Raw genomic sequence first — 20,474 nt, forward strand, 5'->3', positions numbered from 1 at the left:
GCTGCCCGTTGATAATCACGCACCGATCCATCAACACCGCACATGCCCAGCCCCGCCCCGTTCAAAATCCTGAGCCTCATCCCGCCGATGACGCAGCTCAACACGCCCTACCCGTCCACGGCCTACCTGACGGGTTTTTTGCGTGCAAGGGGTTTCGATGCGGTGCAAGAAGACCTGGCCCTGGCCACCGTGCTGGCCTTGCTGAACAAAAAAGGCCTGACCGATTTGCGTGATGCGGCGCTGGCTTTGCCGGTCGAAGAACGCTCAGGCCCGGTGAATTTCTTTCTCGACCACTTCCATGACTACGCCGTCAGCATCGACCCGGTCATCGCTTTTTTGCAAGGCCGCGACAGTACGCTCAGCCACCGGGTTGCAAGCCGGGGCTTTTTGCCCGAAGGCCCGCGCTTTGCCGCGCTCGATGCGTATGAGGACGATGGCACAGGCGACCCGATCGGCTGGGCTTTTGGCGCTCTGGGTCAGACCGACCGCGCCCGGCACCTGGCCACGCTTTACCTCAACGACTTGGCGGACGTGCTGCGCGATGCGGTCGACGAAGGCTTTGAATTCGTGCGATACGCCGAACGTCTGGCTGCCAGCCAGCCCAGCTTTGACGCATTGGCCGAAGCCTTGGCCCAGCCTCCCCATTTGATCGACACGACACTGGAGCGCCTGGCGCTGGAGGCCGTTGAACGGCATCAGCCCACGCTGGTGTTGCTGTCTGTGCCCTTCCCGGGCTCGGTCTATGCGGCCTTTCGCATCGCCCAATGCATCAAGCGGTCACACCCTGCCATCCGCATTGGCTTAGGCGGCGGCTTTGTCAACACCGAGCTGCGAGAGCTGAAAGACGCTCGCGTCTTTGACCATGTGGACTTCGTCACGCTCGACGGCGGTGAGCGCCCATTGCTCAGCCTGATCGAGCATTTGCAAGGCCAGCGCAGCAAGCTGCGCTTGCAGCGCACATTTGTGCGCAACGACGCTGGCCAGGTGCAGTACATCCATCTGCAAGAGCCCGACATCCCGTTTGAAGAGGTGGGCACAGCCACTTGGGACGGCTTGCCGCTGCACAAATACCTGTCATTGCTGGACATGCTCAACCCCATGAACCGGCTGTGGAGTGACGGGCGCTGGAACAAGCTCACCGTCGCGCACGGCTGTTACTGGAAGAAATGCAGCTTTTGCGATGTGAGCCTGGACTACATCAGCCGCTACGAAACCGCGCAGGCCAGCACGCTGGTGGACCGCATCGAGCAGATCGTGGCCGAAACGGGCCAGACCGGCTTTCATTTTGTGGACGAGGCCGCGCCGCCCAAAGCCTTGAAAGCCTTGGCCGAAGAACTGCTGCGCCGGGGCGTACAAATCTCGTGGTGGGGCAACATCCGCTTTGAGAAAACCTTCACGCCCGAGCTGTGCGAGCTGCTGGCGCAAAGCGGCTGCATTGCCATGTCGGGCGGGCTCGAAGTGGCGTCTGACCGCTTGCTCAGCCTGATGAAAAAAGGCGTCTCGGTCGAGCAGGTGGCGCAAGTGACCAAAGGTTTTGCCGATGCGGGCGTGCTGGTGCACGCCTACCTGATGTACGGCTTTCCCACGCAGACCGTGCAGGACACGGTAGACGCGCTCGAATACGTGCGACAGTTGTTTGAAAACGGCTGCATCCACAGCGGTTTTTTCCACCGCTTTGTCTGCACCGTGCACTCACCCGTTGGCCTGAACCCCGAGGCCTATGGCGTGACGTTATTGCCCCTGCCCGAGGGCACTTTTGCCAAAAACGATGTGGGGTTTGTCGACCCGACCCCCATGCCCCCGGGCGTGGACCACGACCTGCTGGGCCAGGGCCTGAAAAAAGCCATCTACAACTTCATGCACGGCGTGGGCGTGGAAAACGATGTGCGCCAGTGGTTTGAGCTGCCCAAAGGCCAGTGCCCCAAAACCACCGTGCCGCGCCACAAGATTGCCAAGGCGCTGGGCTGATCAAGGCCCTCTGCTTGGGCGCATCACCAAGGGATGTGCTGCCCCTGATAGTCTACAAACTGGGCGCGCCCGGTGGGCTGCAAGCCATTGAGCGTGGCCAACAAGCGCTGGGCTGACTCGTTTGGGTGCAGGGCATCTTGGCCCACAAAGGGCTGGCTCAATGCCGACTGCACCGTGCCCGGCTGCAAGGCGGCCACCACCAAAAGCGGCCTGCGTCGCGACAACTCGATCGTCGCCGTTTGCAGCAGCATGTTGAGCGCCGCCTTGGCCGCCCGGTAACCGTACCAGCCGCCTTTTCGGTTGTCTTCGATGCTGCCCACCCGCGCCGATAATTTGCCCCAAATCACCCGCTGCCCAGAAGCCAGCAAGGGCGCAAAGTGCTTGAGCAAGAGGCCAGGGCCCACAGCGTTCAGGTGCAGCACATTGAGCAAGTGCGCGGCATCCAACTCGTCCAGTCTTTTTTCTGGGCCTCGCCCATTCAGCGTCAAGGCCCCAGTGGCGTCCAGCACCACATGAAACGGACCCTGCTCCTCCAAGGCCTGGGCACAGGCCTCTATGCTGGGCTCACTCAGCAGATCCAAGTCTGGTGTACTTTGACGTGACACACCCACCACCGCCGCACAACGCGGGTCAGCTTGTAGTTGCTGCATCAAAGCCCCGCCAATCGCCCCGGTGGCGCCCACGACCAGCGCCCGGTAGCCCTCAGGCAAAGAGCTCATCATGGCTTGACCCGGGTCGAACTGGGCACAGCAGGTGACAGGTCGTAAACGCAGCGAAAACCGATGTAGACCGCATAAAAGTCTGCGGGCTTATAGGCTTGAACATCGGCTTTCATGTTGTAAGCGCCATACCACCAAGAGCTTCCGACCGTGCGCCTTTCGTTCCCCCGCGCATCGGTGGTCCACTCCCATGCATTGGCCCCCATGTCGAACAAACCATTGACGCCCGCCCGAGTCGCTCCGGCGGGTGCGGCACGTGGCCAAGGATCGGGATCGCTGGTGTTGGCACCTTGTGGGCTATCGCCTGTGCTCCAAGGGTAAGTTCGGCCCTTCACCCAAGGCGCAGGCGGTGCATCTCGCAATTCAGTGAACCCCGCCTTTTGCCATTCAGCACCCGTGGGCAGGCGGCCTCCTGCCCAGCGGCAGTAAGCCTGTGCCTCGATAAAATCCAGGTGCACGGCGGGCAAATCGGGGCTGGCAGGGGCCACACCATCGGGCTTGCGCCAAGACCAACCGGGCCGCCGCTCCCAGCCTGCGCCGTACTCAAAACCACCGCCCTCTTTTTCTGCGCGGGTCACGGTGCCGGTGGCGCGGGCATAGCGCTCAAATTGACCGATGGTGACCTCGGTGCGATCGATGGCCCAGGGACCCAATGTCACTTTCTCGCCAACAGGGCTGGGGACTTGGGCCAGGACATGGGGCAAGCCCGTCAATGCCAATACGCCAATCAAACCCAAGCCAACCACTGCGGGCACAGAACCCTTCAAGCCTCTGGTCATCACAATTTCTCCTCACCCAAGCCGCGCCTCACCCACTTTTGCAAAGAGGGCCGCAACGGCAAAAACAAACGGTAAGCGGCCTCAAACAGCCACGACAAAGGTGGCCAGGCCGACAGCCAGCCCAGCCAACGCCAACCCGGAAACATGCGCCACATTTGCGAGAACGCTGCCGCGCCGCTGTACAAGCGGCCTTGGCGGTCGCGCACATGGAAACGGGCCATCGCCTGTGCGCAGCTGAGAAAGTCGCCCAGTTCGGCCCCAGCACTCACATCCACCCAATCAATGGCAGCCGCTTGGGGCAAACGCCGGTAAATGGCGATCTCGCGCCGGCACATGGGGCACGAGCCGTCAAAGTAGACGGTCAAACTGTGCAGGCCGCTCATGGGGCGAGCTCCGCTCGGGCCAGCAAACGGCCTTGGCGATCGACCAAAAAGCCCTCGCCCATGCTGGGGTAGGCCCCTGTCAGGCCGGTCATGATCACTTGGTGCGTGACCCACACCTCGGTGCGCCCTTGGGGCAATCCACGCAAACGGGCCAGCAAGGCCTTTTGCTGCGCAGCCGGATCGCCCTGCCCGGCGAAGGTGCTGTTCAAGGCTGGCCAATCTTCGACCTGCCCAAAAGCCAGTCGCGCCGTGTCTTGGCAGCGGCACCACTGGCTGCTCAGCACCGCATCAGGCTTGAACTTTTGGGCTAGCAGCCAAGCTCCAAAAGCCTGCGAGGCCTGCCTGCCCGCTTCGCTCAAATTGCGCTGGGTGCGGCACTGGCCCAAAGTGAATCCCGCCGGGTCGCCCAAGCCCGCCTCGGTCGCGGCATGGCGAATCAGCAGCGCGCCGCCGCCTTGGCGCCACAGGCGCAGCAATTCGGCCGCTGCAGCGCTGCGCTCAGGCTGCGCCTGCACCAAGCCCGAGATGCCCATCAGGGTCAAGGCCGCCGCCGCAGGCCATTGGCCCAAAAGTCTGCGCCGTGAAGTGCAGACCATCGGCGTCTCGTGGTTTGCAGCTGGTCGCTTGAATGGTGGGTTCATGTGCGAGCCCCTGCTCAATCCACTTCGCCCAAGGCGATACGCCGCAGGGCTTGCTCGAACACCTCGACCGGCTGGCCGCCCGAGATCAAGTGCTTGTCATTGATGATGACCGCAGGCACCGAACGGATGCCCGCTTGGGTATAGAACTGTTGCCGCTCGCGCACCTCTTGGGTGAGCGCATCGCTTTGCAGCACCTCGCGGGCTGCGCCCACATCCAGGCCTGCTGCGGCCACGCCCGCCAACAAAACCTCAGGGTCTTCCATGCACTCGGCGCGGCCTTGATAGGCCTCTAAAAAAGCTTTTTTCAGGCGGTGCTGGGCGCCAACCCCTTGGGCCTCGGCCCAATGCAGCAAGCGGTGGGCGTTGAAGGTGTTGTAAACACGGCCCCGACCCGCTGGATGGAACGCAAAACCCACTTCAGCTCCGCGTGCGGCAATCGTTTGGCGAATCTGGGCTTGCTGTTCAGGCGTGGACCCGTACTTTTGTGTCAGGTGCTCACCCAAGTCTTGGCCACCGGGGGGCATGTGCGGGTTCAGCTCAAAGGGCTGAAAGTGCAGTTCGGCCTGAACTTCGGCACTCAGGCGGTCCAGGGCTTGCTCCAGCGCCCCCAAACCCACTGCGCACCAAGGGCAGGCAATGTCGGAAACAAAATCGATTTTCAAAGGGGTCATGGCGCACTTTCAAGCAAGGCTTCGGATATTGCCGTAAATCACCGACAATCGCATCCAAGCCACCCAATTCCCATGATCCTTCGAGCGATAGAGCCCCACCATGAAGATCCTTGTCCTGCACGGCATCAACCTGAACATGTTCGGCAAACGCGACCCGGCCCAGTACGGCACGACCACATTGGACGAAATCAACACCCAAGTGACCGCCTTGGGCCTTGAACTGGGTGCGCAGGTCGAGTGCTACCAAACCAACTTTGAAGGCGAGATGGCCGAACGCATCCACCGCGCGCACGCCGATGGCGTGCAGGCCGTGGTCATCAACGCCGGAGCTTGGACGCATTACAGCTACGGCATCCGGGATGCGCTGGCCATCCTCAAGTGCCCCATCATCGAGGTGCACATGTCCAACATCCACGCCCGTGAAGCGTTTCGCCACCACTCGGTGATCGCCGACATAGCCAAAGGCCAAATTGCTGGTTTTGGTGTGGACAGCTATCTGCTGGGCCTGCGCGCAGCGGTGTCGGCCATCGGCAAATAAAGCCGTACTTGGCCGAGCAGACCGCCAGGCTTCTAAGTCAGATCAGCGCGAAGGCAGGCCAACATGGCCGCATCAAAAGCCGTTGCAGCTTCGTATTGCACCCAATGCCCAGCACCCGCCACGGTGTGCCACTGCCCCCAGCTTTGTGCCATGTGGGGCATGGCTTCTTGGAGTTCTGACAAGCGCTCCCGGTACAAAGCATCGTGCTCACCAAAAATGGCGCTGACTGGCACGAGCAATTGAGGCAAGGCACGTGCCACGATGTCGGTCGACGACAAGCGCCTACGCGGCATGCGGTCGCGCTGCACATTGGCGGCATGCAAGCTCAATGCCAAGTCGTCCAAAGCGGTGGGCGATTCGAGCATGAGCGCCATCAGGTTATGGCGGTGCACTTGGTTCTGTGCCTCGGGCGTGGGCAAATGCCGCCAGCCTTTGAGGGGCACCCGCTGCGACGTCGCCAGACCCATGCCCGGCGCGCCGACCAGCACCAATTGCTCTGCGTCTTGCGGGTGCGCGGCCAGCCACAAAGCGCCCGCCATGCCGCCAAAAGAAAAGCCCACCACCCGGACCTGAACGCCACATTCACCACGGGCTTGCAGCTGCTGCAAGCCTGCATGCAGGTGGGCGGGCATAGCGTCCACATCGGTGCAGCCGGGCGGTAAGTCCGAGTCGCCAAAACCGGGCAAGTCGGGCACCAACACCCGCCAGCCTGCCGCTTGCAATGGGGCGATGTTGCGAACCCAGTGCGTCCAGCTGCCGCTGCCGCCATGCAGCAAAACCACTGCGGGCTGTGAGGGCAGTCCCCAAGCGTGCCAAACCGTGCGGCTGCCCTCGCAAATGGTGTGCAGACGTGTGGCACCACCCAGCGACAAGCGCAGATCGGCGGGTAAGAAATCAGGACATTCAAACGGGTTCATGCAAGCGCCAAACTTTAAACGCCGCCATCGTGGCCACCACACTGGTCAGCACACTGAGCACGAAGACACTCTGCAAGCCCCAGCGCTCACTGACCAAGCCGCCCAACAAGGCGCCCAACACGCCAGGGAAGCCGTAGGCGATCACGGTGTACAGCGCCTGCCCGCGACCACGCAAGCGCCCGGAAAAATGTTGCGATATCAGTGCAATGCAGGCCGTGTGGTGCGTGGCAAAGGTGATGGCGTGCAGGGTTTGCGCCAGCAGCAAAACCCACAACACATCGGCCCAAGTCGCGGTCATCAGCATCCGCAGCACCATCACGGCCGAGCACAGCACCAGCCAAGCCGCCAAAGGCATGCGCGGCAACCAGCGCGACTGGGTGAAAAACCAGACGATCTCGACCGCCACCGAGACGGCCCACAACAAGCCGATCATGGTTTTGCTGTAACCCAGCGAATCGAGGTAAAGCGAGAAAAAAACGTACACCCCAATGTGCGACAGCACATGGAAAAACGTGGAAGAGAAAAACCAAAATACCGGCTTTTGGCGCAAGACAGGCCATACAGGGACATGCGCATCCGTGTGGTGGGTGGTCTCTTTCAGATCAGGCATCCACCACACACTCAGCAGCACCGCGCCCAGGGTCAACACCGTCCACGCCGGAAAGTGCTGCATGCCAAAGGCCTCGAACCAGGCCCCCGCCGCAAACACCGTGACCAGAAAACCCATGGATCCCCACAGCCGCACCCGCCCATAGCGCTTGGTGTCAAATGCCCCGCCCCGGCTGACCAGGTGGGCCATGGCCGCCTCGCTCATGGGCATCATGGCGCTGGTGTGGGTGAACATGAGCAGCAGCACCAGCCCCAGGCCCAGCGGCCCCCAATCCCCAAACAGCAAGCAAGCCGTGGCAAAGGCCACCCCGGCGCCAATGCGCAGCAACTTGACGCGCTCACCCGTTCGGTCACTGATGGCGCCCCAGGCGTACGGGGCAAACAAACGGGTGGTGGCCTGCACAGCCGTCAGCACGCTGATGGTCAGCAAGCTCAAGCCCATGTCTTGCAGCCACAGCGGCAAATACGGGTTGAAAAACCCGATGTGAGCAAAGTAACTGGCCGACAAGGCGGCAAAAGGCCAAAGCTGACGGCGTGACGTCATGCCTTAGGGCTTGGTCGCAGCGATCGGGGCCTGCGCGTGCTCGACATCGCCGCACTGGGCGCGGTGCTGCAAGGCGTGCTCCATGACGACCAGGGCCAACATGGCTTCTGCAATCGGCGTGGCGCGGATGCCCACGCAGGGGTCGTGGCGACCTTTGGTGATGACTTCGGTGGGCTGACCGCTTGAGTCGATCGAATCGCGGGCAATCAGGATCGAGCTGGTGGGCTTGATGGCGATCGACACTTCGATGTCTTGTCCGGTGCTGATGCCGCCCAGCACGCCGCCCGCGTTGTTGCCCACAAAGCCCTCGGGTGTGAGCGTGTCGCCCGCCATGCTGCCTTTTTGCATGACGCAGCCAAACCCTGCACCGATCTCCACGCCCTTGACGGCGTTGATGCCCATCATGGCAAAGGCGATGTCGGCGTCGATCTTGTCAAACAGCGGCTGACCCAGGCCCACAGGCACGCCACGCGCCACCAAGCGCAACCGCGCACCGCACGAATCGCCCGACTTGCGCAGCGCGTTCATGTAGTCCTCCAGCGCCGACACATCGGCCACTGGGGCAAAAAACGGGTTGTTCGGCACATGGTCCCAGCTCTCAAAGCCAATCGGCACCTCGCCGATCTGGGTCATGCAACCGACAAAAGTGGTACCAAACTTTTCCTTGAGCCACTTCTTGGCCACTGCGCCTGCGGCCACCATGGGGGCCGTCAAGCGCGCCGACGAGCGACCACCGCCCCGTGGGTCGCGCAGGCCGTATTTGCGCCAATAGGTGTAGTCGGCATGACCAGGACGGAAGGTTTGCAGGATGTCGCCATAGTCCTTGCTGCGCTGGTCGGTGTTGTGGATCAGCAGGCAAATCGGGGTGCCGGTCGTCAGGCCTTGGTAAACGCCCGAGAGAATCTGCACCGCATCGGGCTCGTTGCGCTGGGTCACGAATTTGCTGGTGCCAGGGCGGCGGCGGTCCAGATCAGGCTGGATGTCGGCCTCGCTCAAGGGCATGCCGGGGGGGCAGCCGTCGATCACGCAGCCGATGGCTGGGCCGTGGGACTCACCAAAGTTGGTGACGCTGAATAGGTTTCCGAAGGTATTGCCGCTCATGGGGTCGGATTATCCCAGAGCGGGCTCACACCGCTGCAACAGGCTTCACTGCTTGGCGTTTCCCGCGTCTGAAGAGGAAGCGTCGGGCCAATCACGGATGTAGGCTTTGAGCATGGTGTTTTCAAAATTCTGGCTGTCCACCACGGCTTTGGCCACGTCGTAAAAGCTGATCACACCCATCAGCATTTGGTCGTCCATGACCGGCATGTACCGGGCATGGTGCTCCAGCATCATGCGGCGCACCTCGTCGATCTCGGTGGCGCCAGAACAGACCAAGGGCTTGGCTTCCATCGCCTCGCTCACCAAGGTGTTGCCGACTTGCCCACCATTTTTCACAATCTGCTGAATCACCTCACGGAAAGTCAGCATGCCCGACACCTGGCCCCTGTCCATGACCACCAGCGAGCCCAGGTCCTTGTCGGCCATGAAGCTGACCGCGTCCATGAGGGGTTGGTCAGGTTGAGCCGTGAACAGGGTGTTGCCTTTGACGCGCAGGATGTCGCTGACTTGCATGGTGGTTCTCCGGATGGCGAGCGTGTGACGGTGAAGAGGCTTCAATATAGCCCACAATGGCATCTGTGCGTAGCGGTTTGCGCTTTCAGAAAACCCCTTGGAGAGACACCCCACATGCCCGGCTATTCCAACCCTGGCTTTGACACCCTGGCGCTGCATGCCGGGGCTGGCCCCGACCCGACCACCGGCGCGCGCGCCGTTCCTTTGCACCTGTCGACCTCGTTCGTCTTCGAGTCGAGCGACCAGGCCGCCGCCCTTTTCAATCTGGAGCGCGCCGGCCATGTGTACAGCCGCATCAGCAACCCCACCACCGCCGTGCTGGAGCAGCGCATCTCGGCCCTTGAAGGCGGCATCGGTGCCATCACCACCGCCAGCGGCCAAGCGGCGCTGCACCTGGCCATTGCCACCCTCATGGGTGCGGGCTCGCACATCGTGGCCTCCAGCGCTTTGTACGGCGGTTCACACAACCTGCTGCACTACACCCTGAGCCGCTTTGGCATCCGCACCACTTTTGTCAAACCTGGCGATTTGGACGCTTGGCGCGCCGCGGTGCAACCCGACACCAAACTCTTTTTTGGCGAAACCGTGGGCAACCCCGGCATGGACGTGCTGGACATCGAGGCGGTGAGCGCCATCGCGCACGAAGCGGGGGTGCCGCTGCTGGTGGACTCCACCCTGACCTCGCCCTGGCTGATCAAGCCCTTCGACCATGGGGCCGACTTGGTTTACCACTCGGCTACCAAATTTTTGTCGGGCCACGGGACCGTGATCGGCGGCGTGCTGGTCGATGGCGGCAGCTTTGACTGGGAGCGCTCGGGCAAGTTCTCTGAACTGACCGAGGCCTATGCGGGCTTTCACAACATGGTGTTCAGCGAAGAGAGCACCGTGGGCGCGTTTTTGTTGCGGGCTCGGCGCGAGGGCCTGCGCGACTTTGGCGCCTGCCTGAGTCCACACAGCGCCTGGCTGATCCTGCAAGGCATCGAGACCCTGCCCTTGCGCATGGCGCGGCACATGGAGAACACGGCCAAAGTGGTCGAGTTTCTGGCCGCGCACCCGCTGGTCAGCCGCGTGGGCCACCCCATGCTGGAGAGCCACCCCAGCCACGCGCTGGCGCAAAAACTCTTGCCGCGTGGCGCAGGCTCGGTCTTCAGTTTCGACATCGCCGGCAGCCGCCAGCAAGGCCGAGCCTTCATCGAGGCACTCAAGGTCTTCAGCCACCTGGCCAATGTGGGCGATGCCAAGAGCCTGGTGATCCACCCGGCCAGCACCACGCATTTCCGCATGACGGACGAAGCACTGGCCGCAGGCGGCATCGGCCCGGGCACCATCCGCTTGTCAATTGGCCTGGAGGACCCGGCCGACCTGATCGAAGACCTGAAAAAGGCACTCAAAGCGGCAGAGAAAGCAGGAGCCTGACCATGAAAGTCTCCGTTCAAGGCCACGAGCTTTACGCGTACACCGGTGGCAAGCCCTTCAACCCCGTGCAACCCACTGCCGTGTTCATCCACGGCGTGCTCAACGACCACAGCGTCTGGATTTTGCAAACCCGCTACATGGCCCACCACGGCTGGAACGTACTGGCCATCGACCTGCCTGGCCACTGCAAAAGCGAAGGCACACCACCACAAAGTGTGCAAGAAGTCGCCGACACCGTCATAGCTTTGCTCGATGCGCTGCAGATAAAAAAAGCCGCGCTGATCGGCCACAGCTTTGGTTCCCTCATCGCCTTGGAAGCCACAGCCCGCGACACCGCAGCACACCCGGGGCGCGTGAGCCATTTGGTGATGGTGGGCACTGCTTACCCCATGGCTGTGTCCCCCGCATTGCTCGATTTATCGGTCAGCGCCCCGTTCAAAGCGATTGACATGGTCAACAACTTTTCGCATTCCACACTGGCACCGCCCCCCTCTGCCCTGGGCCCCGGCACCTGGCTCTATGGCGGCAGCAAGGCGCTCATGCGCCGGGTGCTGGCCAGCAACACACAGGTCAATGTGTTCCACACCGGCTTCAAGGCCTGCGACGATTACCGAGGCGCAGAAGCTGCCATGCCTCAAGTGCCCTGCCCCACCCTGTTTGTGCTGGGCAATGCCGATCAGATGACGCCGCCCAAAGCGGCGCAAAGCCTGATCGAGCTGTGTGCCAAGCCCAAAGTGGTGAAGCTGCCGGCAGGCCACTCACTGATGACCGAAGCGCCCGAAGGCGTGTTGTTGGCTTTGAAAGATTTTTTGAAGCCATGAACTTCAACACCACGCCCAGCATGGACGCGGCGCGGGCCCAAAAGATCGCCCAAAACCTGGACCTGCGTGCGCTGCCTGCCGATTTCCTGAACAACCCCTACCCGGTCTATGCCGCGCTGCGCGAAACCGAACCCATCAAGCGCATGCCCGATGGTTCGTATTTCTTCACGCGCCATGCCGACTTGGTGGCGGTGTACCGCGACGCCAAGGTCTTCAGCTCTGACAAGCAGGTCGAATTTGGCCCCAAATACAACCACGTGCCTTTCAACCAGCCGCCCTACGCCACATCAAGCGGTGTATCCCCGCTGTTCGAGCACCACACCCACAGCTTGGTCTTCAACGACCCGCCACTGCACACCCGGGTGCGCCGCCTGATCATGGGTGCATTGACCCGCCGCGCCATTGAAGCCATGGAGCCTGGCCTGGTGCTGCTGGTGGACAGCCTGCTGGACAAGATCGCGGCGAAGGGCGGCGGCGACCTGATCGAAGACTTCGCCTCGGCCATTCCGGTGGAGATCATCGGCAACCTGCTGGGCGTGCCGCACGCCGAGCGCGAACCGCTGCGCGGCTGGTCGCTGGCCATTTTGGGGGCGCTCGAGCCCTCGCTCACCCCAGAACAAGAAGCACTGGGTCACCGCAGCGTGAGCGAATTTTTGGCCTATCTGCGCGAGTTGGTGGCGCAGCGCCGCCAACACCCCGGCGACCCGGAAAACGACGTGCTGACCCGGCTGATCCAGGGCGAAAAAGACGACTTCCATGGTGTCGACGCCCTGAGCGAGGTCGAGCTGCTGCACAACTGCGTGTTTTTGCTCAACGCCGGACACGAGACCACCACCAACCTGATCGGCAACGCGCTCATCAGCCTGCAGGAATGGCCCGAGCAGCGCGAAGAATTGAAGGCCGACCTGAAAGAAGCCGCCACCGACGAAGTGCGCGAACAGATCATGGGCCTGGCGGTGGATGAATTTTTGCGCTTTGAATCGTCCAACCAACTGAGCAACCGCCGCGCCCTGCAAGCCACGCAGGTCAACGGTTTCGATTTGCCAGCAGGGGCCTTGGTCACGCTGTGCATCGGCGCGGCCAACCGCGACCCGGCCGTGTACGAGAGCCCCGAACAACTGGACCTGCGCCGCACTGGCAACAAGCACTTGGCTTTTGGCTTCGGGGTGCACCAGTGTGCGGGTTTGAGTTTGGCGCGTTTGGAGGGGCGCATCGCCATCGGGCGGTTTTTGCAGCGTTTTCCCGATTACCAGCTGACGCAAGCCCCGGTTCGCGGCGGCCGGGCGCGCTTTCGCGGCTTTTTGCAGGCGCCATTTTCGATCCGATCCACCCCTGGAGACACACCATGAACCCCGCTGAAACACCTGCACCCCGGCACGCCAGCTTTGCCGAGTTCTACCCCTTCTACTTGAGCGAACACAGCGACCGCACCTGCCGCCGCATGCATTTTCTGGGCAGCAGCTTGAGCCTGATGTGTCTGGCCATGTTGGCCATCACGGGCAAACCGCAATACTTTTTATACGCCTTGCTGTGCGGCTATGGCTGCGCCTGGATCGGGCACTTTGTGTTCGAGAAAAACAAACCCGCCAGTTTCAAACGCCCACTCTACAGCTTCATGGGCGACTGGGTGATGTACCGCGACATGTGGCGTGGGAGAGTCAGTTTTTAAACAGTTGCACCAGCCGAATCTGGTCCAGCCCGGTTTGCAGCCACAGCGGGTCAGTGGGCGAAGCTCGCAGCACCAGCAAACGATCGGCCAGCGGGGCCACACTGGCCATGGCGGGGTCCACCAGCAACACCAGACGGGCTTGACCCAGGTCGTTTTGCTCGCTCAATCGGCCCACCCAATCCAAGCTTTGCAGCACCGCCAGCACTTGACGCAACTCGTCCGTTTCAACCCTCAAAAACGCGGCCAACTCGTCAACGCTGCGCCCACGTCGCTCGGTGACTTTGGCAGCATTCAACTCGGCCAGCACCTCCAAAGCGAGCCTGAATGACCACCCAGCGCCTTCGGGTTTTCGCCATGCCTGGCGCCCCAACTCGGGCAGACTGCTCGCGAGCACCGCACCCAGCAAAACCAGCAGCCAGGTCACATAAATCCAGACCAGCAAAATCGGGACCGCGGCAAAAGCGCCATACACCAGCGAATAGGTGGGTACCTCCAGCAGGTAAAAAGCCATCAATTTTTTGGCCACCTCGAGCGAAACCGCCACCAAAAATCCGGCCGTGATGGCATGCCGCCAGCGCACCCGGGTGTAGGGCACATAGAAATACAAACCGCTCACACAAGCGGTGAGCATCAAAAACTCAAACCCGTCCAACAGCCAACGTGTCGAACCGGGCAAAACATTCACCACATCGCGCGAAGCCGTGACCACAAAAGACGTGGCGGCCAAACTGCTGCCCAACAGCAAAGGGCCCAGCGTGATGGCCGACCAATACAGCAGCACCCGCTGCGGCAAGGGCCGTTGACGCTGCAAGCGCCAAATTTGGCCCAAAGTGCGTTCGATCGTCACCATCAAAAACACAGCCGACAGCAGCACGGCCAACAACCCGGCTGTGCCCAGCCGACTGGCCTTGAGCGAGAACTGGGTGAGGTAACTGAGCACTTGGCGGCCGATGCTCTCGGGCACCAGGCTCTCAATCAGCCAGCGCTGGATCGTGTCCTGGAACTTGCCAAACATCGGAAAGGCCGAAAACACCGCCAAGCCCACCGCAAACAGCGGCACCATGGCCAACACCGTGGTGAAGGTGAGCGAACTGGCGCTGACACCCAAACGCGCATCGCGAAAGCGCTCGGCCAGCACGGCACCCATTTGTCGCCAGGGAAAAACCGACACCTCTTGCCACCACAGCCCGGCATGGGCACGCAAAGAGGTTTTGTTCAAGGAGGAAGGCATGCCCGGTATGATGCCACCGCAATGAACACGAACCACGAAACCAGCCCCCGCCCCCCCGAAGAATCTGCTGCGCCAGCAGGCCTGGCCACCACCCGCTGGTTGGCCGTGGGCAGCCTGTTGGGCCTGATTGTCCTGGGGCTGGCCTGGGAACTTTGGCTGGCCCCGCTGCGCGAAGGTGGCTCTTGGTGGGCCATCAAGGTGCTGCCTTTGTGCATCCCCATGGCCGGATTATTGAAAAACCGCATGTACACCTACCGCTGGGTCAGCATGCTGGTTTGGTTGTACTTCACCGAAGGGGTGGTTCGCGCCTGGGGCGATGCCTGGCCCTCTTCGGGCTTGGCCATGCTGCAAACCTTGCTGTGCACCACCTTGTTTGTGGCCTGCGCCCTGCATGTCCGCATCCGTTTCAAGGCGGCCAAAGCCACTGGCAATTTTGTCCCCGTCCCCCGAGACTGAACACCATGAGCATCCCCTTGCCCTACCCACTGCTTGAAGAGCTGCGCGAAATTTGTGGCGCAGCGAACGTTCTGACGCACGAAGACCCCGCCACCGACTTGAGCCCTTGGGAACAAGACTGGCGCAAACGCGTAAGCGGCCGAGCCTTGGCCGTGGTCAGGCCAGGCGACACGGCGCAAGTGGCGGCTGTGGTCAAAGCCTGCGCCGCACACCAAACACCCATCGTGCCGCAAGGCGGCAACACGGGCTTGGTGGTGGGCGGCATCCCCGACAACTCGGGTCAGCAAATCGTGCTGAGCCTGACCCGCATGAATGCGGTGCGCGTCATCGACCCAGCCAACCTGACGATCACCGTAGAAGCCGGTTGCGTGCTGCAAAACCTGCAAACGGCTGCCGAGCAAGCCGGATTTTTGTTCCCATTGAGCTTGGGCGCCGAAGGCAGCTGCACCATCGGTGGCAACCTGGGCACCAACGCAGGCGGCACGCAAGTGGTGCGCTACGGCAACACCCGCGAGCTGTGCCTGGGCCTGGAAGTCGTCACCGCACAAGGCGAGATCTGGCACGGCCTAACCGGTCTGCGCAAAGACAACACCGGGTATGACCTGCGCAACCTGATGATTGGCAGCGAAGGCACACTGGGCATCATCACAGCCGCCACCATGAAGCTCTACCCCCAACCCGCCGCTCAACTGACCGCTTGGGCCGCCGTGCCCAGCATGGAAGCGGCCGTTGAACTGCTGGGTCTGGCGCACCAACGCCTGGGGCCGGGCCTCACGGGCTTTGAGGTCATGGGCCAATTTGCCCTGAGCTTGGTGGACAAGCACTACCCCCATCTGCGCGTGCCGCTTTGGAAGGACACGCCTTGGTGCGTGCTGCTGGAAAACTCCGACAGCGAGAGCGAACAACACGCCCGCACCCAGTTTGAAGCCTTGCTGGAAACCGCCATGGAACAGGGCTGGGTGAGCGATGCGGTGGTCGCCGAAAACCTCACACAAGCCAAAGGCCTGTGGCACATCCGCGAAAGCATCACTTTGGCCCAAGTGCAAGAAGGCCAAAACATCAAGCACGACATCAGCATCCCGGTCTCACGCATCCCGGCCTTTGTGGCCGAGACTGATGCCCTGCTGGAACGTGAGGTGCCTGGCGTGCGCTTGGTCGACTTTGGGCACTTGGGTGACGGCAACCTGCACTACAACGTGCAAGCGCCCGAAGCGTCTGACAGCAAAGCCTTTGTGATCGCCTTCGAGGACAAGATCAACACCTTGGTGTTCGACAAGGTCAAACTTTATGGCGGCTCCATCAGCGCCGAGCATGGCGTAGGCGCACAAAAAGTGAACAAACTGCCCTTGTACAAAGACCCCACCGCGCTGGCCATGATGCGCGCCGTCAAGCAGGCGCTGGATCCGCAGAACATCCTGAACCCGGGGCGGGTTTTGATTTAATTGAAGGGCGATAGCCCCAGACTGAGGGCCGAAAATGGCTTTGCCACATTCGCCTCAGCGTAAGACCCATTCACCATGAGATTTGATGGCCTGGTACATGGCATCGGGCGCCAAATCCAAGTTTCCGGGCCATGCCACGGCGCCACCGTCGATGAATGCCTGTTGAAAAATTGATGGATCTTTGAGGGCAGCAAATACGCCCGTCAAATGGCTTGCCTCAAATTGGACTTTGCCCACAGTCCCATCGGCAAACTCAACCTTGAGCGCCAAAGGTGCTACAGGTTTGACATCGATAACGTCCCAATCCATGCTCGTCCTCATTTCAATGGTGCGATGGGTTTGGGCTGCTGCTTTTCCCTGCACAAACGCCAATCTTCCAACAATTCCTGCTGATGCAATTCAGCCCAATCCAGAACCAATTCTTGCGCCCTTCGAGGCAACTCTCCACCGGAAATCGTGAGCATCGCAATATCCACCGTTGCCTTGTACTCAGCGTATTGCAATGGCAATAAATTTAAATATTTATTACTCATTAAAAAAATTAATCCTAAATCATAGGCGGGAGCTGAGCTGAGCTGAGCTGAGCTGAGCTGAGCTGAGCTGAGCTGAGCTGAAGCGCTCAAGCACTCGAAATCACTTCACAACCGCCGCATCGCTCAGCCTTTTGAGCAAAGCAGCGCGCCGACTTTGCACCACGGCCGATTGCACCAGGGCTTTGCTCTCTTCGAAACCGGGCACTTGGAAGGGGCGCTTGGCGTTTAACTTGACCACATGCCAATAAGGCCCTACCTGGATGGGCGCAGCCGACACCGCACCTGGGGCCAGATTGACCACCACATTGGAGATGGCGGGCGCAATCTGGTCAGGCAGGAACCATCCCAACTCACCGCCCTTGTCTTTGCTCGGGTCCATCGATCGGGCTTTGGCCGTGGCATCAAAGGCCTGACCTGAGCGCAACGCTGTCATCACCGAGCGGGCATCTGCTTCGGTGGCCAGCGCAATGGTCGAAATCTGAAACTGCTGCAGCTCACCCGCGGCCTTCAAGGCTTTGACCTGGCGCTCGTATTCGGTTTTGAGCTCTGCGTCCGTGATCGGGTTCTTGGTTAACTCGTCGTTGAGCACCAAATCAATCAGCAGGTTTTGGCGCATCGTCTGCAAGGCGTCTTGGGTGGCGGGCAATTTGTCCAAGCCCCGCTTTTGCGCCTCTTGGGTCATCAGCTCACGCGCCACCAGTTCCTGCCTGAGCGCAGCTCGCAATTCGGGGGTGTCCCTTTGGCCTTGGGCCACATTGGCTTGGACGTTGCGATCCATCAGGCGAGCAGCGATCGCCACGCCGTTCACCACGGCCACAGGGGTGTCATTGGCCTGCGCTCCGAAAACCATCCACAACCCGGCCAGCAAAGCCGCCTTATTCATGAGGCTTGGGTATAAAACTTTCATATTCACGACTCAACATTCAACTGAAGGAGGCATAAGCATAGCGCCTGGCGGGTGCCTTAAACTTAATCCCCATGAACACTCCTGCCAATCCCCGCCCCATCCGCAGCCAATACGAAGACTTCATGCGCCATGTCTACACGACGGGGGTGCAAAAAGGTGACCGCACCGGCACCGGCACGCGCAGTGTGTTTGGGCACCAAATGCGCTTTGACCTGAACGAAGGCTTTCCGTTGGTGACCACCAAAAAGGTGTTCTTACGGGCCATCATCGTGGAACTCTTGTGGTTTTTGCGCGGCGACAGCAATGTGAAGTGGCTGCAAGAGCGCGGCTGCACCATTTGGGACGAGTGGGCTCGCGAAGACGGTTCGCTCGGACCCGTTTATGGTGTGCAATGGCGCAGCTGGCCTACCCCGGGTGGCGGCCACATCGACCAGATGCAGCAGGTCATGGACACCCTCAAAAACAACCCGGACAGCCGACGCATCATCGTGAACGCCTGGAACGTGGCCGAGCTCGACCAGATGGCGCTCATGCCCTGCCATGCTTTCTTTCAGTTCTATGTGGCGCCGCCCCAAAAAGCGGGCGACAAACCCAAGCTCAGCTGCCAGCTCTACCAGCGCAGCGCCGACATCTTTTTGGGTGTGCCCTTCAACATCGCCAGCTACGCCTTGTTGACCCACATGGTGGCCCAGCAGTGCGACATGGACGTGGGCGACTTCATCTGGACGGGTGGTGACTGCCACATTTACAGCAACCACCACGAACAGGTCGAGCTGCAACTGAGCCGTTCGCCCATGGCCTACCCCACGCTCAACATCAAGCGCAAGCCAGCCTCCATCTTCGATTACGAATTTGAAGACTTCGAGGTGCTGGGCTACGAATGCCACCCTGCCATCAAAGCGCCTGTCGCTGTCTGAGGCGGGGAACGATGAAGTTGCACCTGATTTACGCCCGTGCCCGCAACGGCACGATTGGCAAAGACAACCAGATGCCCTGGCACCTGCCCGAAGACCTGGCGCACTTCAAGCGTGTCACGCTGGGTCAGCCGGTCATCATGGGCCGCAAAACTTGGGATTCACTGCCTGCACGCTTTCGGCCCTTGCCGGGTCGCGTCAACATCGTGATCACCCGCCAGAGCGACTGGCAAGCCGAAGGCGCTTTGCGTGCGGCTTCCATCGAAGACGCCACGCGCCAGTGCGGCGATGCGCCCGATGCATGGATCATGGGCGGTGCCGAAATTTACCGCCAGGCCGAACCCTTGGCCAGCACAGCAGTGGTGACCGAGATCGAAGCCGACTTTGAAGGCGATGCCTTCGCGCCCGAGTTGTCCGCTGGCTGGAATGAAGTGCAGCGCGAAGCCCATGTGGCGGCCAATGGTTTGCGCTTCAGCTTCGTCACCTACCAACACCAACGCACTCCCAAACCATGAAGATCGCCACCTGGAATGTGAACTCTTTGTCGGTGCGCCTGCCGCAAGTTTTGGACTGGCTGGCGGCGCAAAAAGAGTCCGGTGGCATCGATGTGCTGGCCTTGCAAGAGCTCAAGCTGACCGACGACAAATTCCCCATCGCGGCTTTGCAAGAGACGGGTTACCAAGCCCATTGGTTCGGCCAAAAAACCTACAACGGCGTGGCCCTGATCTCGCCTGCCATGGGCACCGAAGTGGTCAAAAACATCCCCGGTTTTGAAGACGACATGTCGCGCGTGATCGCCGCCACCTACTCTGACGGTGCGGGCGCTTCAGTTCGGGTCATTGGCGCGTACTTCCCCAATGGCCAAGCACCCGACAGCGACAAGTTTGTCTACAAGATGCGCTGGCTCGATGCCCTGCGCGACTGGGTCGGCAGCGAAATGCAAAAACACCCGAACCTGGTGCTGCTGGGCGACTACAACATCACCTTTGACGAACTCGACATGTGGGACCCGGTGGGCCTGAAAGACACGATCCACTGCACGGTGGCCGAGCGCGATAAGCTGCAGGCCTTGATCGACCTGGGCCTGACCGACAGCTTTCGCCTGTTTGAGCAGCCCGAAAAAAGCTACAGCTGGTGGGACTACCGCGAGTTTGCGTTTCGACGCAACCGGGGCTTGCGCATCGACCACATTTTGATTTCGCCAGCCCTCAAGGCCCGCGCCAAGGCTTGCGTGATCGACCGCGCCCCGCGCAAAAACGAGCGCCCCAGCGACCACGCGCCGGTGGTCTTGACCCTGGACTGAATCAAGCGGCCTGCGGCATCAAAAACTCGCGGCTGATGCGCCCGCCCAGCACATTCACCCGCTCCAAAAACTGCGTCAGGTAGGCATGCAGGCCGGTGGCCAGGATCTCGTCGATGCGGCCAAAAGCCAGCTCTGCGCGCAAACGGCCTGCGTGGCGCAGGGTGTCGCTGTCGGCGTCGTGCGAGACCAGCTTGAGGTTGGCCACCACCTCGTTCAAGCTGGCGTGCAGCGAGCGCGGCATGTCGGGCCGCAAGATCAACAATTCGGCCACCCGCTCGGGTCGGATCACGTCGCGGTAGACCTTGCGGTAGACCTCAAAGCCGCTGACGCTGCGCAAGATCGCGCTCCAGTGGTAGAAGTCGTATTCCTGCGCCACCTCGGGCACGGAGCCTTCTTGAG

Annotated in this window: 25 protein-coding genes; 11 read left to right on the forward strand and 14 right to left on the reverse strand. The window is 61.2% G+C overall.

The features are described from left to right. Window positions 1–42 precede the first annotated feature (42 nt). Window positions 43–1,968 carry a B12-binding domain-containing radical SAM protein gene (locus ABWQ00_RS07060; RefSeq protein ID WP_353237967.1) on the forward strand — a complete coding sequence of 642 codons (1,926 nt, stop codon included), beginning with the start codon at window positions 43–45 and terminating at the stop codon, window positions 1,966–1,968. Between the two features lie 23 nt (window positions 1,969–1,991). Here the strand turns inward: ABWQ00_RS07060 and ABWQ00_RS07065 are convergent, their stop codons facing one another. Genes ABWQ00_RS07065 through ABWQ00_RS07085 form a run of 5 tightly spaced genes read right to left on the reverse strand, consistent with a single transcriptional unit; the run spans window position 1,992 to window position 5,161 of the window. Continuing rightward, the gene (locus tag ABWQ00_RS07065) at window positions 1,992–2,687 is read right to left on the reverse strand and encodes an SDR family NAD(P)-dependent oxidoreductase (protein ID WP_353237992.1); all 696 of its coding nucleotides are present in this window, start codon (window positions 2,685–2,687) and stop codon (window positions 1,992–1,994) included. After that, a complete protein-coding gene (locus tag ABWQ00_RS07070; protein ID WP_353237968.1) occupies window positions 2,687–3,466 on the reverse strand; it encodes a formylglycine-generating enzyme family protein in 780 nt (259 codons plus the stop codon). Before ABWQ00_RS07070 ends, ABWQ00_RS07065 begins: the two co-directional genes overlap by 1 nt. Continuing rightward, complete coding sequence (locus ABWQ00_RS07075; RefSeq protein WP_353237969.1) at window positions 3,466–3,849, reverse strand: thiol-disulfide oxidoreductase DCC family protein; 384 nt, start codon at window positions 3,847–3,849, stop codon at window positions 3,466–3,468. Before ABWQ00_RS07075 ends, ABWQ00_RS07070 begins: the two co-directional genes overlap by 1 nt. Next, on the reverse strand, window positions 3,846–4,490 hold the full coding sequence (locus tag ABWQ00_RS07080) for a histidine phosphatase family protein (protein WP_353237970.1): 645 nt from the start codon (window positions 4,488–4,490) through the stop codon (window positions 3,846–3,848). Before ABWQ00_RS07080 ends, ABWQ00_RS07075 begins: the two co-directional genes overlap by 4 nt. Before the next feature lie 14 nt (window positions 4,491–4,504). Next, entirely contained in the window at window positions 4,505–5,161 is a 657-nt protein-coding gene (locus ABWQ00_RS07085; RefSeq protein ID WP_353237971.1) for a DsbA family oxidoreductase, read from the reverse strand. A 100-nt stretch (window positions 5,162–5,261) separates the two neighbouring features. On the opposite strand from ABWQ00_RS07085, the gene aroQ reads away from it, so the two are divergent. Beyond that, window positions 5,262–5,699 carry a type II 3-dehydroquinate dehydratase gene (aroQ, locus tag ABWQ00_RS07090; protein WP_353237972.1) on the forward strand — a complete coding sequence of 146 codons (438 nt, stop codon included), beginning with the start codon at window positions 5,262–5,264 and terminating at the stop codon, window positions 5,697–5,699. A 32-nt stretch (window positions 5,700–5,731) separates the two neighbouring features. Here aroQ and ABWQ00_RS07095 read toward each other — a convergent pair whose 3' ends face one another. The 4 genes from ABWQ00_RS07095 to ABWQ00_RS07110 are packed head-to-tail and all read right to left on the reverse strand — an operon-like array spanning window position 5,732 to window position 9,383. Further along, window positions 5,732–6,616, reverse strand: a complete 885-nt coding sequence (locus ABWQ00_RS07095) for an alpha/beta fold hydrolase (RefSeq protein ID WP_353237973.1) — start codon at window positions 6,614–6,616, stop codon at window positions 5,732–5,734. Continuing rightward, the gene (locus ABWQ00_RS07100; protein ID WP_353237974.1) at window positions 6,603–7,769 is read right to left on the reverse strand and encodes an MFS transporter; all 1,167 of its coding nucleotides are present in this window, start codon (window positions 7,767–7,769) and stop codon (window positions 6,603–6,605) included. Before ABWQ00_RS07100 ends, ABWQ00_RS07095 begins: the two co-directional genes overlap by 14 nt. 3 nt (window positions 7,770–7,772) lie before the next feature. Next, window positions 7,773–8,870 (reverse strand): chorismate synthase, encoded by a 1,098-nt coding sequence (gene aroC / locus ABWQ00_RS07105; protein WP_353237975.1) that lies wholly within the window; start codon window positions 8,868–8,870, stop codon window positions 7,773–7,775. A 45-nt stretch (window positions 8,871–8,915) separates the two neighbouring features. Further along, entirely contained in the window at window positions 8,916–9,383 is a 468-nt protein-coding gene (locus ABWQ00_RS07110; RefSeq protein ID WP_353237976.1) for a CBS domain-containing protein, read from the reverse strand. Between the two features lie 114 nt (window positions 9,384–9,497). Between ABWQ00_RS07110 and ABWQ00_RS07115 the strand changes: the two genes are divergently transcribed. Genes ABWQ00_RS07115 through ABWQ00_RS07130 form a run of 4 tightly spaced genes read left to right on the forward strand, consistent with a single transcriptional unit; the run spans window position 9,498 to window position 13,289 of the window. Further along, window positions 9,498–10,799, forward strand: coding sequence for an O-acetylhomoserine aminocarboxypropyltransferase (locus ABWQ00_RS07115; RefSeq protein ID WP_353237977.1), 1,302 nt, complete (start codon window positions 9,498–9,500; stop codon window positions 10,797–10,799). A gap of 2 nt (window positions 10,800–10,801) precedes the next feature. Next, window positions 10,802–11,620 carry an alpha/beta fold hydrolase gene (locus ABWQ00_RS07120; RefSeq protein ID WP_353237978.1) on the forward strand — a complete coding sequence of 273 codons (819 nt, stop codon included), beginning with the start codon at window positions 10,802–10,804 and terminating at the stop codon, window positions 11,618–11,620. Beyond that, entirely contained in the window at window positions 11,617–12,969 is a 1,353-nt protein-coding gene (locus ABWQ00_RS07125; protein WP_353237979.1) for a cytochrome P450, read from the forward strand. Before ABWQ00_RS07120 ends, ABWQ00_RS07125 begins: the two co-directional genes overlap by 4 nt. Beyond that, the gene (locus tag ABWQ00_RS07130) at window positions 12,966–13,289 is read left to right on the forward strand and encodes an Mpo1-like protein (RefSeq protein ID WP_353237980.1); all 324 of its coding nucleotides are present in this window, start codon (window positions 12,966–12,968) and stop codon (window positions 13,287–13,289) included. Before ABWQ00_RS07125 ends, ABWQ00_RS07130 begins: the two co-directional genes overlap by 4 nt. On the opposite strand, the gene ABWQ00_RS07135 is transcribed toward ABWQ00_RS07130, so the two are convergent. Then, window positions 13,279–14,520, reverse strand: a complete 1,242-nt coding sequence (locus ABWQ00_RS07135; protein WP_502908094.1) for a YihY family inner membrane protein — start codon at window positions 14,518–14,520, stop codon at window positions 13,279–13,281. The genes ABWQ00_RS07130 and ABWQ00_RS07135 overlap by 11 nt on opposite strands. Window positions 14,521–14,541: 21 nt before the next feature. Between ABWQ00_RS07135 and ABWQ00_RS07140 the strand changes: the two genes are divergently transcribed. Beyond that, window positions 14,542–14,976 (forward strand): DUF2069 domain-containing protein, encoded by a 435-nt coding sequence (locus ABWQ00_RS07140; RefSeq protein WP_353237982.1) that lies wholly within the window; start codon window positions 14,542–14,544, stop codon window positions 14,974–14,976. A 5-nt stretch (window positions 14,977–14,981) separates the two neighbouring features. Further along, window positions 14,982–16,418 (forward strand): FAD-binding oxidoreductase, encoded by a 1,437-nt coding sequence (locus tag ABWQ00_RS07145; RefSeq protein ID WP_353237983.1) that lies wholly within the window; start codon window positions 14,982–14,984, stop codon window positions 16,416–16,418. Between the two features lie 54 nt (window positions 16,419–16,472). Here the strand turns inward: ABWQ00_RS07145 and ABWQ00_RS07150 are convergent, their stop codons facing one another. The 3 genes from ABWQ00_RS07150 to ABWQ00_RS07160 are packed head-to-tail and all read right to left on the reverse strand — an operon-like array spanning window position 16,473 to window position 17,858. Next, window positions 16,473–16,781 (reverse strand): DUF2442 domain-containing protein, encoded by a 309-nt coding sequence (locus ABWQ00_RS07150; RefSeq protein ID WP_353237993.1) that lies wholly within the window; start codon window positions 16,779–16,781, stop codon window positions 16,473–16,475. Beyond that, the gene (locus ABWQ00_RS07155; protein ID WP_353237984.1) at window positions 16,736–17,041 is read right to left on the reverse strand and encodes a DUF4160 domain-containing protein; all 306 of its coding nucleotides are present in this window, start codon (window positions 17,039–17,041) and stop codon (window positions 16,736–16,738) included. Before ABWQ00_RS07155 ends, ABWQ00_RS07150 begins: the two co-directional genes overlap by 46 nt. A gap of 10 nt (window positions 17,042–17,051) precedes the next feature. After that, a complete protein-coding gene (locus ABWQ00_RS07160; protein WP_353237985.1) occupies window positions 17,052–17,858 on the reverse strand; it encodes a peptidylprolyl isomerase in 807 nt (268 codons plus the stop codon). Between the two features lie 71 nt (window positions 17,859–17,929). Here ABWQ00_RS07160 and ABWQ00_RS07165 point away from each other — a divergent pair, with 71 nt between their 5' ends. From ABWQ00_RS07165 to xth, 3 genes are read left to right on the forward strand one after another with little or no spacing between them, the layout of a single operon-like run. Beyond that, on the forward strand, window positions 17,930–18,775 hold the full coding sequence (locus ABWQ00_RS07165; RefSeq protein WP_353237986.1) for a thymidylate synthase: 846 nt from the start codon (window positions 17,930–17,932) through the stop codon (window positions 18,773–18,775). Window positions 18,776–18,786: 11 nt separating this feature from the next. Next, on the forward strand, window positions 18,787–19,287 hold the full coding sequence (locus ABWQ00_RS07170) for a dihydrofolate reductase (RefSeq protein ID WP_353237987.1): 501 nt from the start codon (window positions 18,787–18,789) through the stop codon (window positions 19,285–19,287). After that, window positions 19,284–20,075 carry an exodeoxyribonuclease III gene (xth, locus tag ABWQ00_RS07175; RefSeq protein WP_353237988.1) on the forward strand — a complete coding sequence of 264 codons (792 nt, stop codon included), beginning with the start codon at window positions 19,284–19,286 and terminating at the stop codon, window positions 20,073–20,075. Before ABWQ00_RS07170 ends, xth begins: the two co-directional genes overlap by 4 nt. A 1-nt stretch (window position 20,076) precedes the next feature. On the opposite strand, the gene ABWQ00_RS07180 is transcribed toward xth, so the two are convergent. Further along, window positions 20,077–20,474: alpha-E domain-containing protein (locus tag ABWQ00_RS07180; protein ID WP_353237989.1), on the reverse strand; the 398-nt coding region annotated here is incomplete at its 5' end.

The organism is Limnohabitans sp. (genome assembly GCF_040400975.1).
Taxonomy (GTDB): Bacteria; Pseudomonadota; Gammaproteobacteria; order Burkholderiales; family Burkholderiaceae_C; genus Limnohabitans_A.

Bases quoted from the DNA above. Each gene is read 5' to 3' on its own strand.
- ABWQ00_RS07115 (WP_353237977.1), top strand. From the start codon at position 9,498: ATGCCCGGCTATTCCAACCCTGGCTTTGACACCCTGGCGCTGCATGCC.
- ABWQ00_RS07125 (WP_353237979.1), top strand. From the start codon at position 11,617: ATGAACTTCAACACCACGCCCAGCATGGACGCGGCGCGGGCCCAAAAG.
- ABWQ00_RS07075 (WP_353237969.1), bottom strand. From the start codon at position 3,849: ATGAGCGGCCTGCACAGTTTGACCGTCTACTTTGACGGCTCGTGCCCC.
- ABWQ00_RS07100 (WP_353237974.1), bottom strand. From the start codon at position 7,769: ATGACGTCACGCCGTCAGCTTTGGCCTTTTGCCGCCTTGTCGGCCAGT.
- xth (WP_353237988.1), top strand. From the start codon at position 19,284: ATGAAGATCGCCACCTGGAATGTGAACTCTTTGTCGGTGCGCCTGCCG.
- ABWQ00_RS07060 (WP_353237967.1), top strand. From the start codon at position 43: ATGCCCAGCCCCGCCCCGTTCAAAATCCTGAGCCTCATCCCGCCGATG.
- ABWQ00_RS07130 (WP_353237980.1), top strand. From the start codon at position 12,966: ATGAACCCCGCTGAAACACCTGCACCCCGGCACGCCAGCTTTGCCGAG.
- ABWQ00_RS07165 (WP_353237986.1), top strand. From the start codon at position 17,930: ATGAACACTCCTGCCAATCCCCGCCCCATCCGCAGCCAATACGAAGAC.
- ABWQ00_RS07085 (WP_353237971.1), bottom strand. From the start codon at position 5,161: ATGACCCCTTTGAAAATCGATTTTGTTTCCGACATTGCCTGCCCTTGG.
- ABWQ00_RS07140 (WP_353237982.1), top strand. From the start codon at position 14,542: ATGAACACGAACCACGAAACCAGCCCCCGCCCCCCCGAAGAATCTGCT.
- ABWQ00_RS07070 (WP_353237968.1), bottom strand. From the start codon at position 3,466: ATGACCAGAGGCTTGAAGGGTTCTGTGCCCGCAGTGGTTGGCTTGGGT.
- ABWQ00_RS07065 (WP_353237992.1), bottom strand. From the start codon at position 2,687: ATGAGCTCTTTGCCTGAGGGCTACCGGGCGCTGGTCGTGGGCGCCACC.
- ABWQ00_RS07110 (WP_353237976.1), bottom strand. From the start codon at position 9,383: ATGCAAGTCAGCGACATCCTGCGCGTCAAAGGCAACACCCTGTTCACG.
- ABWQ00_RS07160 (WP_353237985.1), bottom strand. From the start codon at position 17,858: ATGAAAGTTTTATACCCAAGCCTCATGAATAAGGCGGCTTTGCTGGCC.
- ABWQ00_RS07135 (WP_502908094.1), bottom strand. From the start codon at position 14,520: ATGCCTTCCTCCTTGAACAAAACCTCTTTGCGTGCCCATGCCGGGCTG.
- ABWQ00_RS07170 (WP_353237987.1), top strand. From the start codon at position 18,787: ATGAAGTTGCACCTGATTTACGCCCGTGCCCGCAACGGCACGATTGGC.
- ABWQ00_RS07145 (WP_353237983.1), top strand. From the start codon at position 14,982: ATGAGCATCCCCTTGCCCTACCCACTGCTTGAAGAGCTGCGCGAAATT.
- aroC (WP_353237975.1), bottom strand. From the start codon at position 8,870: ATGAGCGGCAATACCTTCGGAAACCTATTCAGCGTCACCAACTTTGGT.
- ABWQ00_RS07120 (WP_353237978.1), top strand. From the start codon at position 10,802: ATGAAAGTCTCCGTTCAAGGCCACGAGCTTTACGCGTACACCGGTGGC.
- aroQ (WP_353237972.1), top strand. From the start codon at position 5,262: ATGAAGATCCTTGTCCTGCACGGCATCAACCTGAACATGTTCGGCAAA.
- ABWQ00_RS07095 (WP_353237973.1), bottom strand. From the start codon at position 6,616: ATGAACCCGTTTGAATGTCCTGATTTCTTACCCGCCGATCTGCGCTTG.
- ABWQ00_RS07080 (WP_353237970.1), bottom strand. From the start codon at position 4,490: ATGAACCCACCATTCAAGCGACCAGCTGCAAACCACGAGACGCCGATG.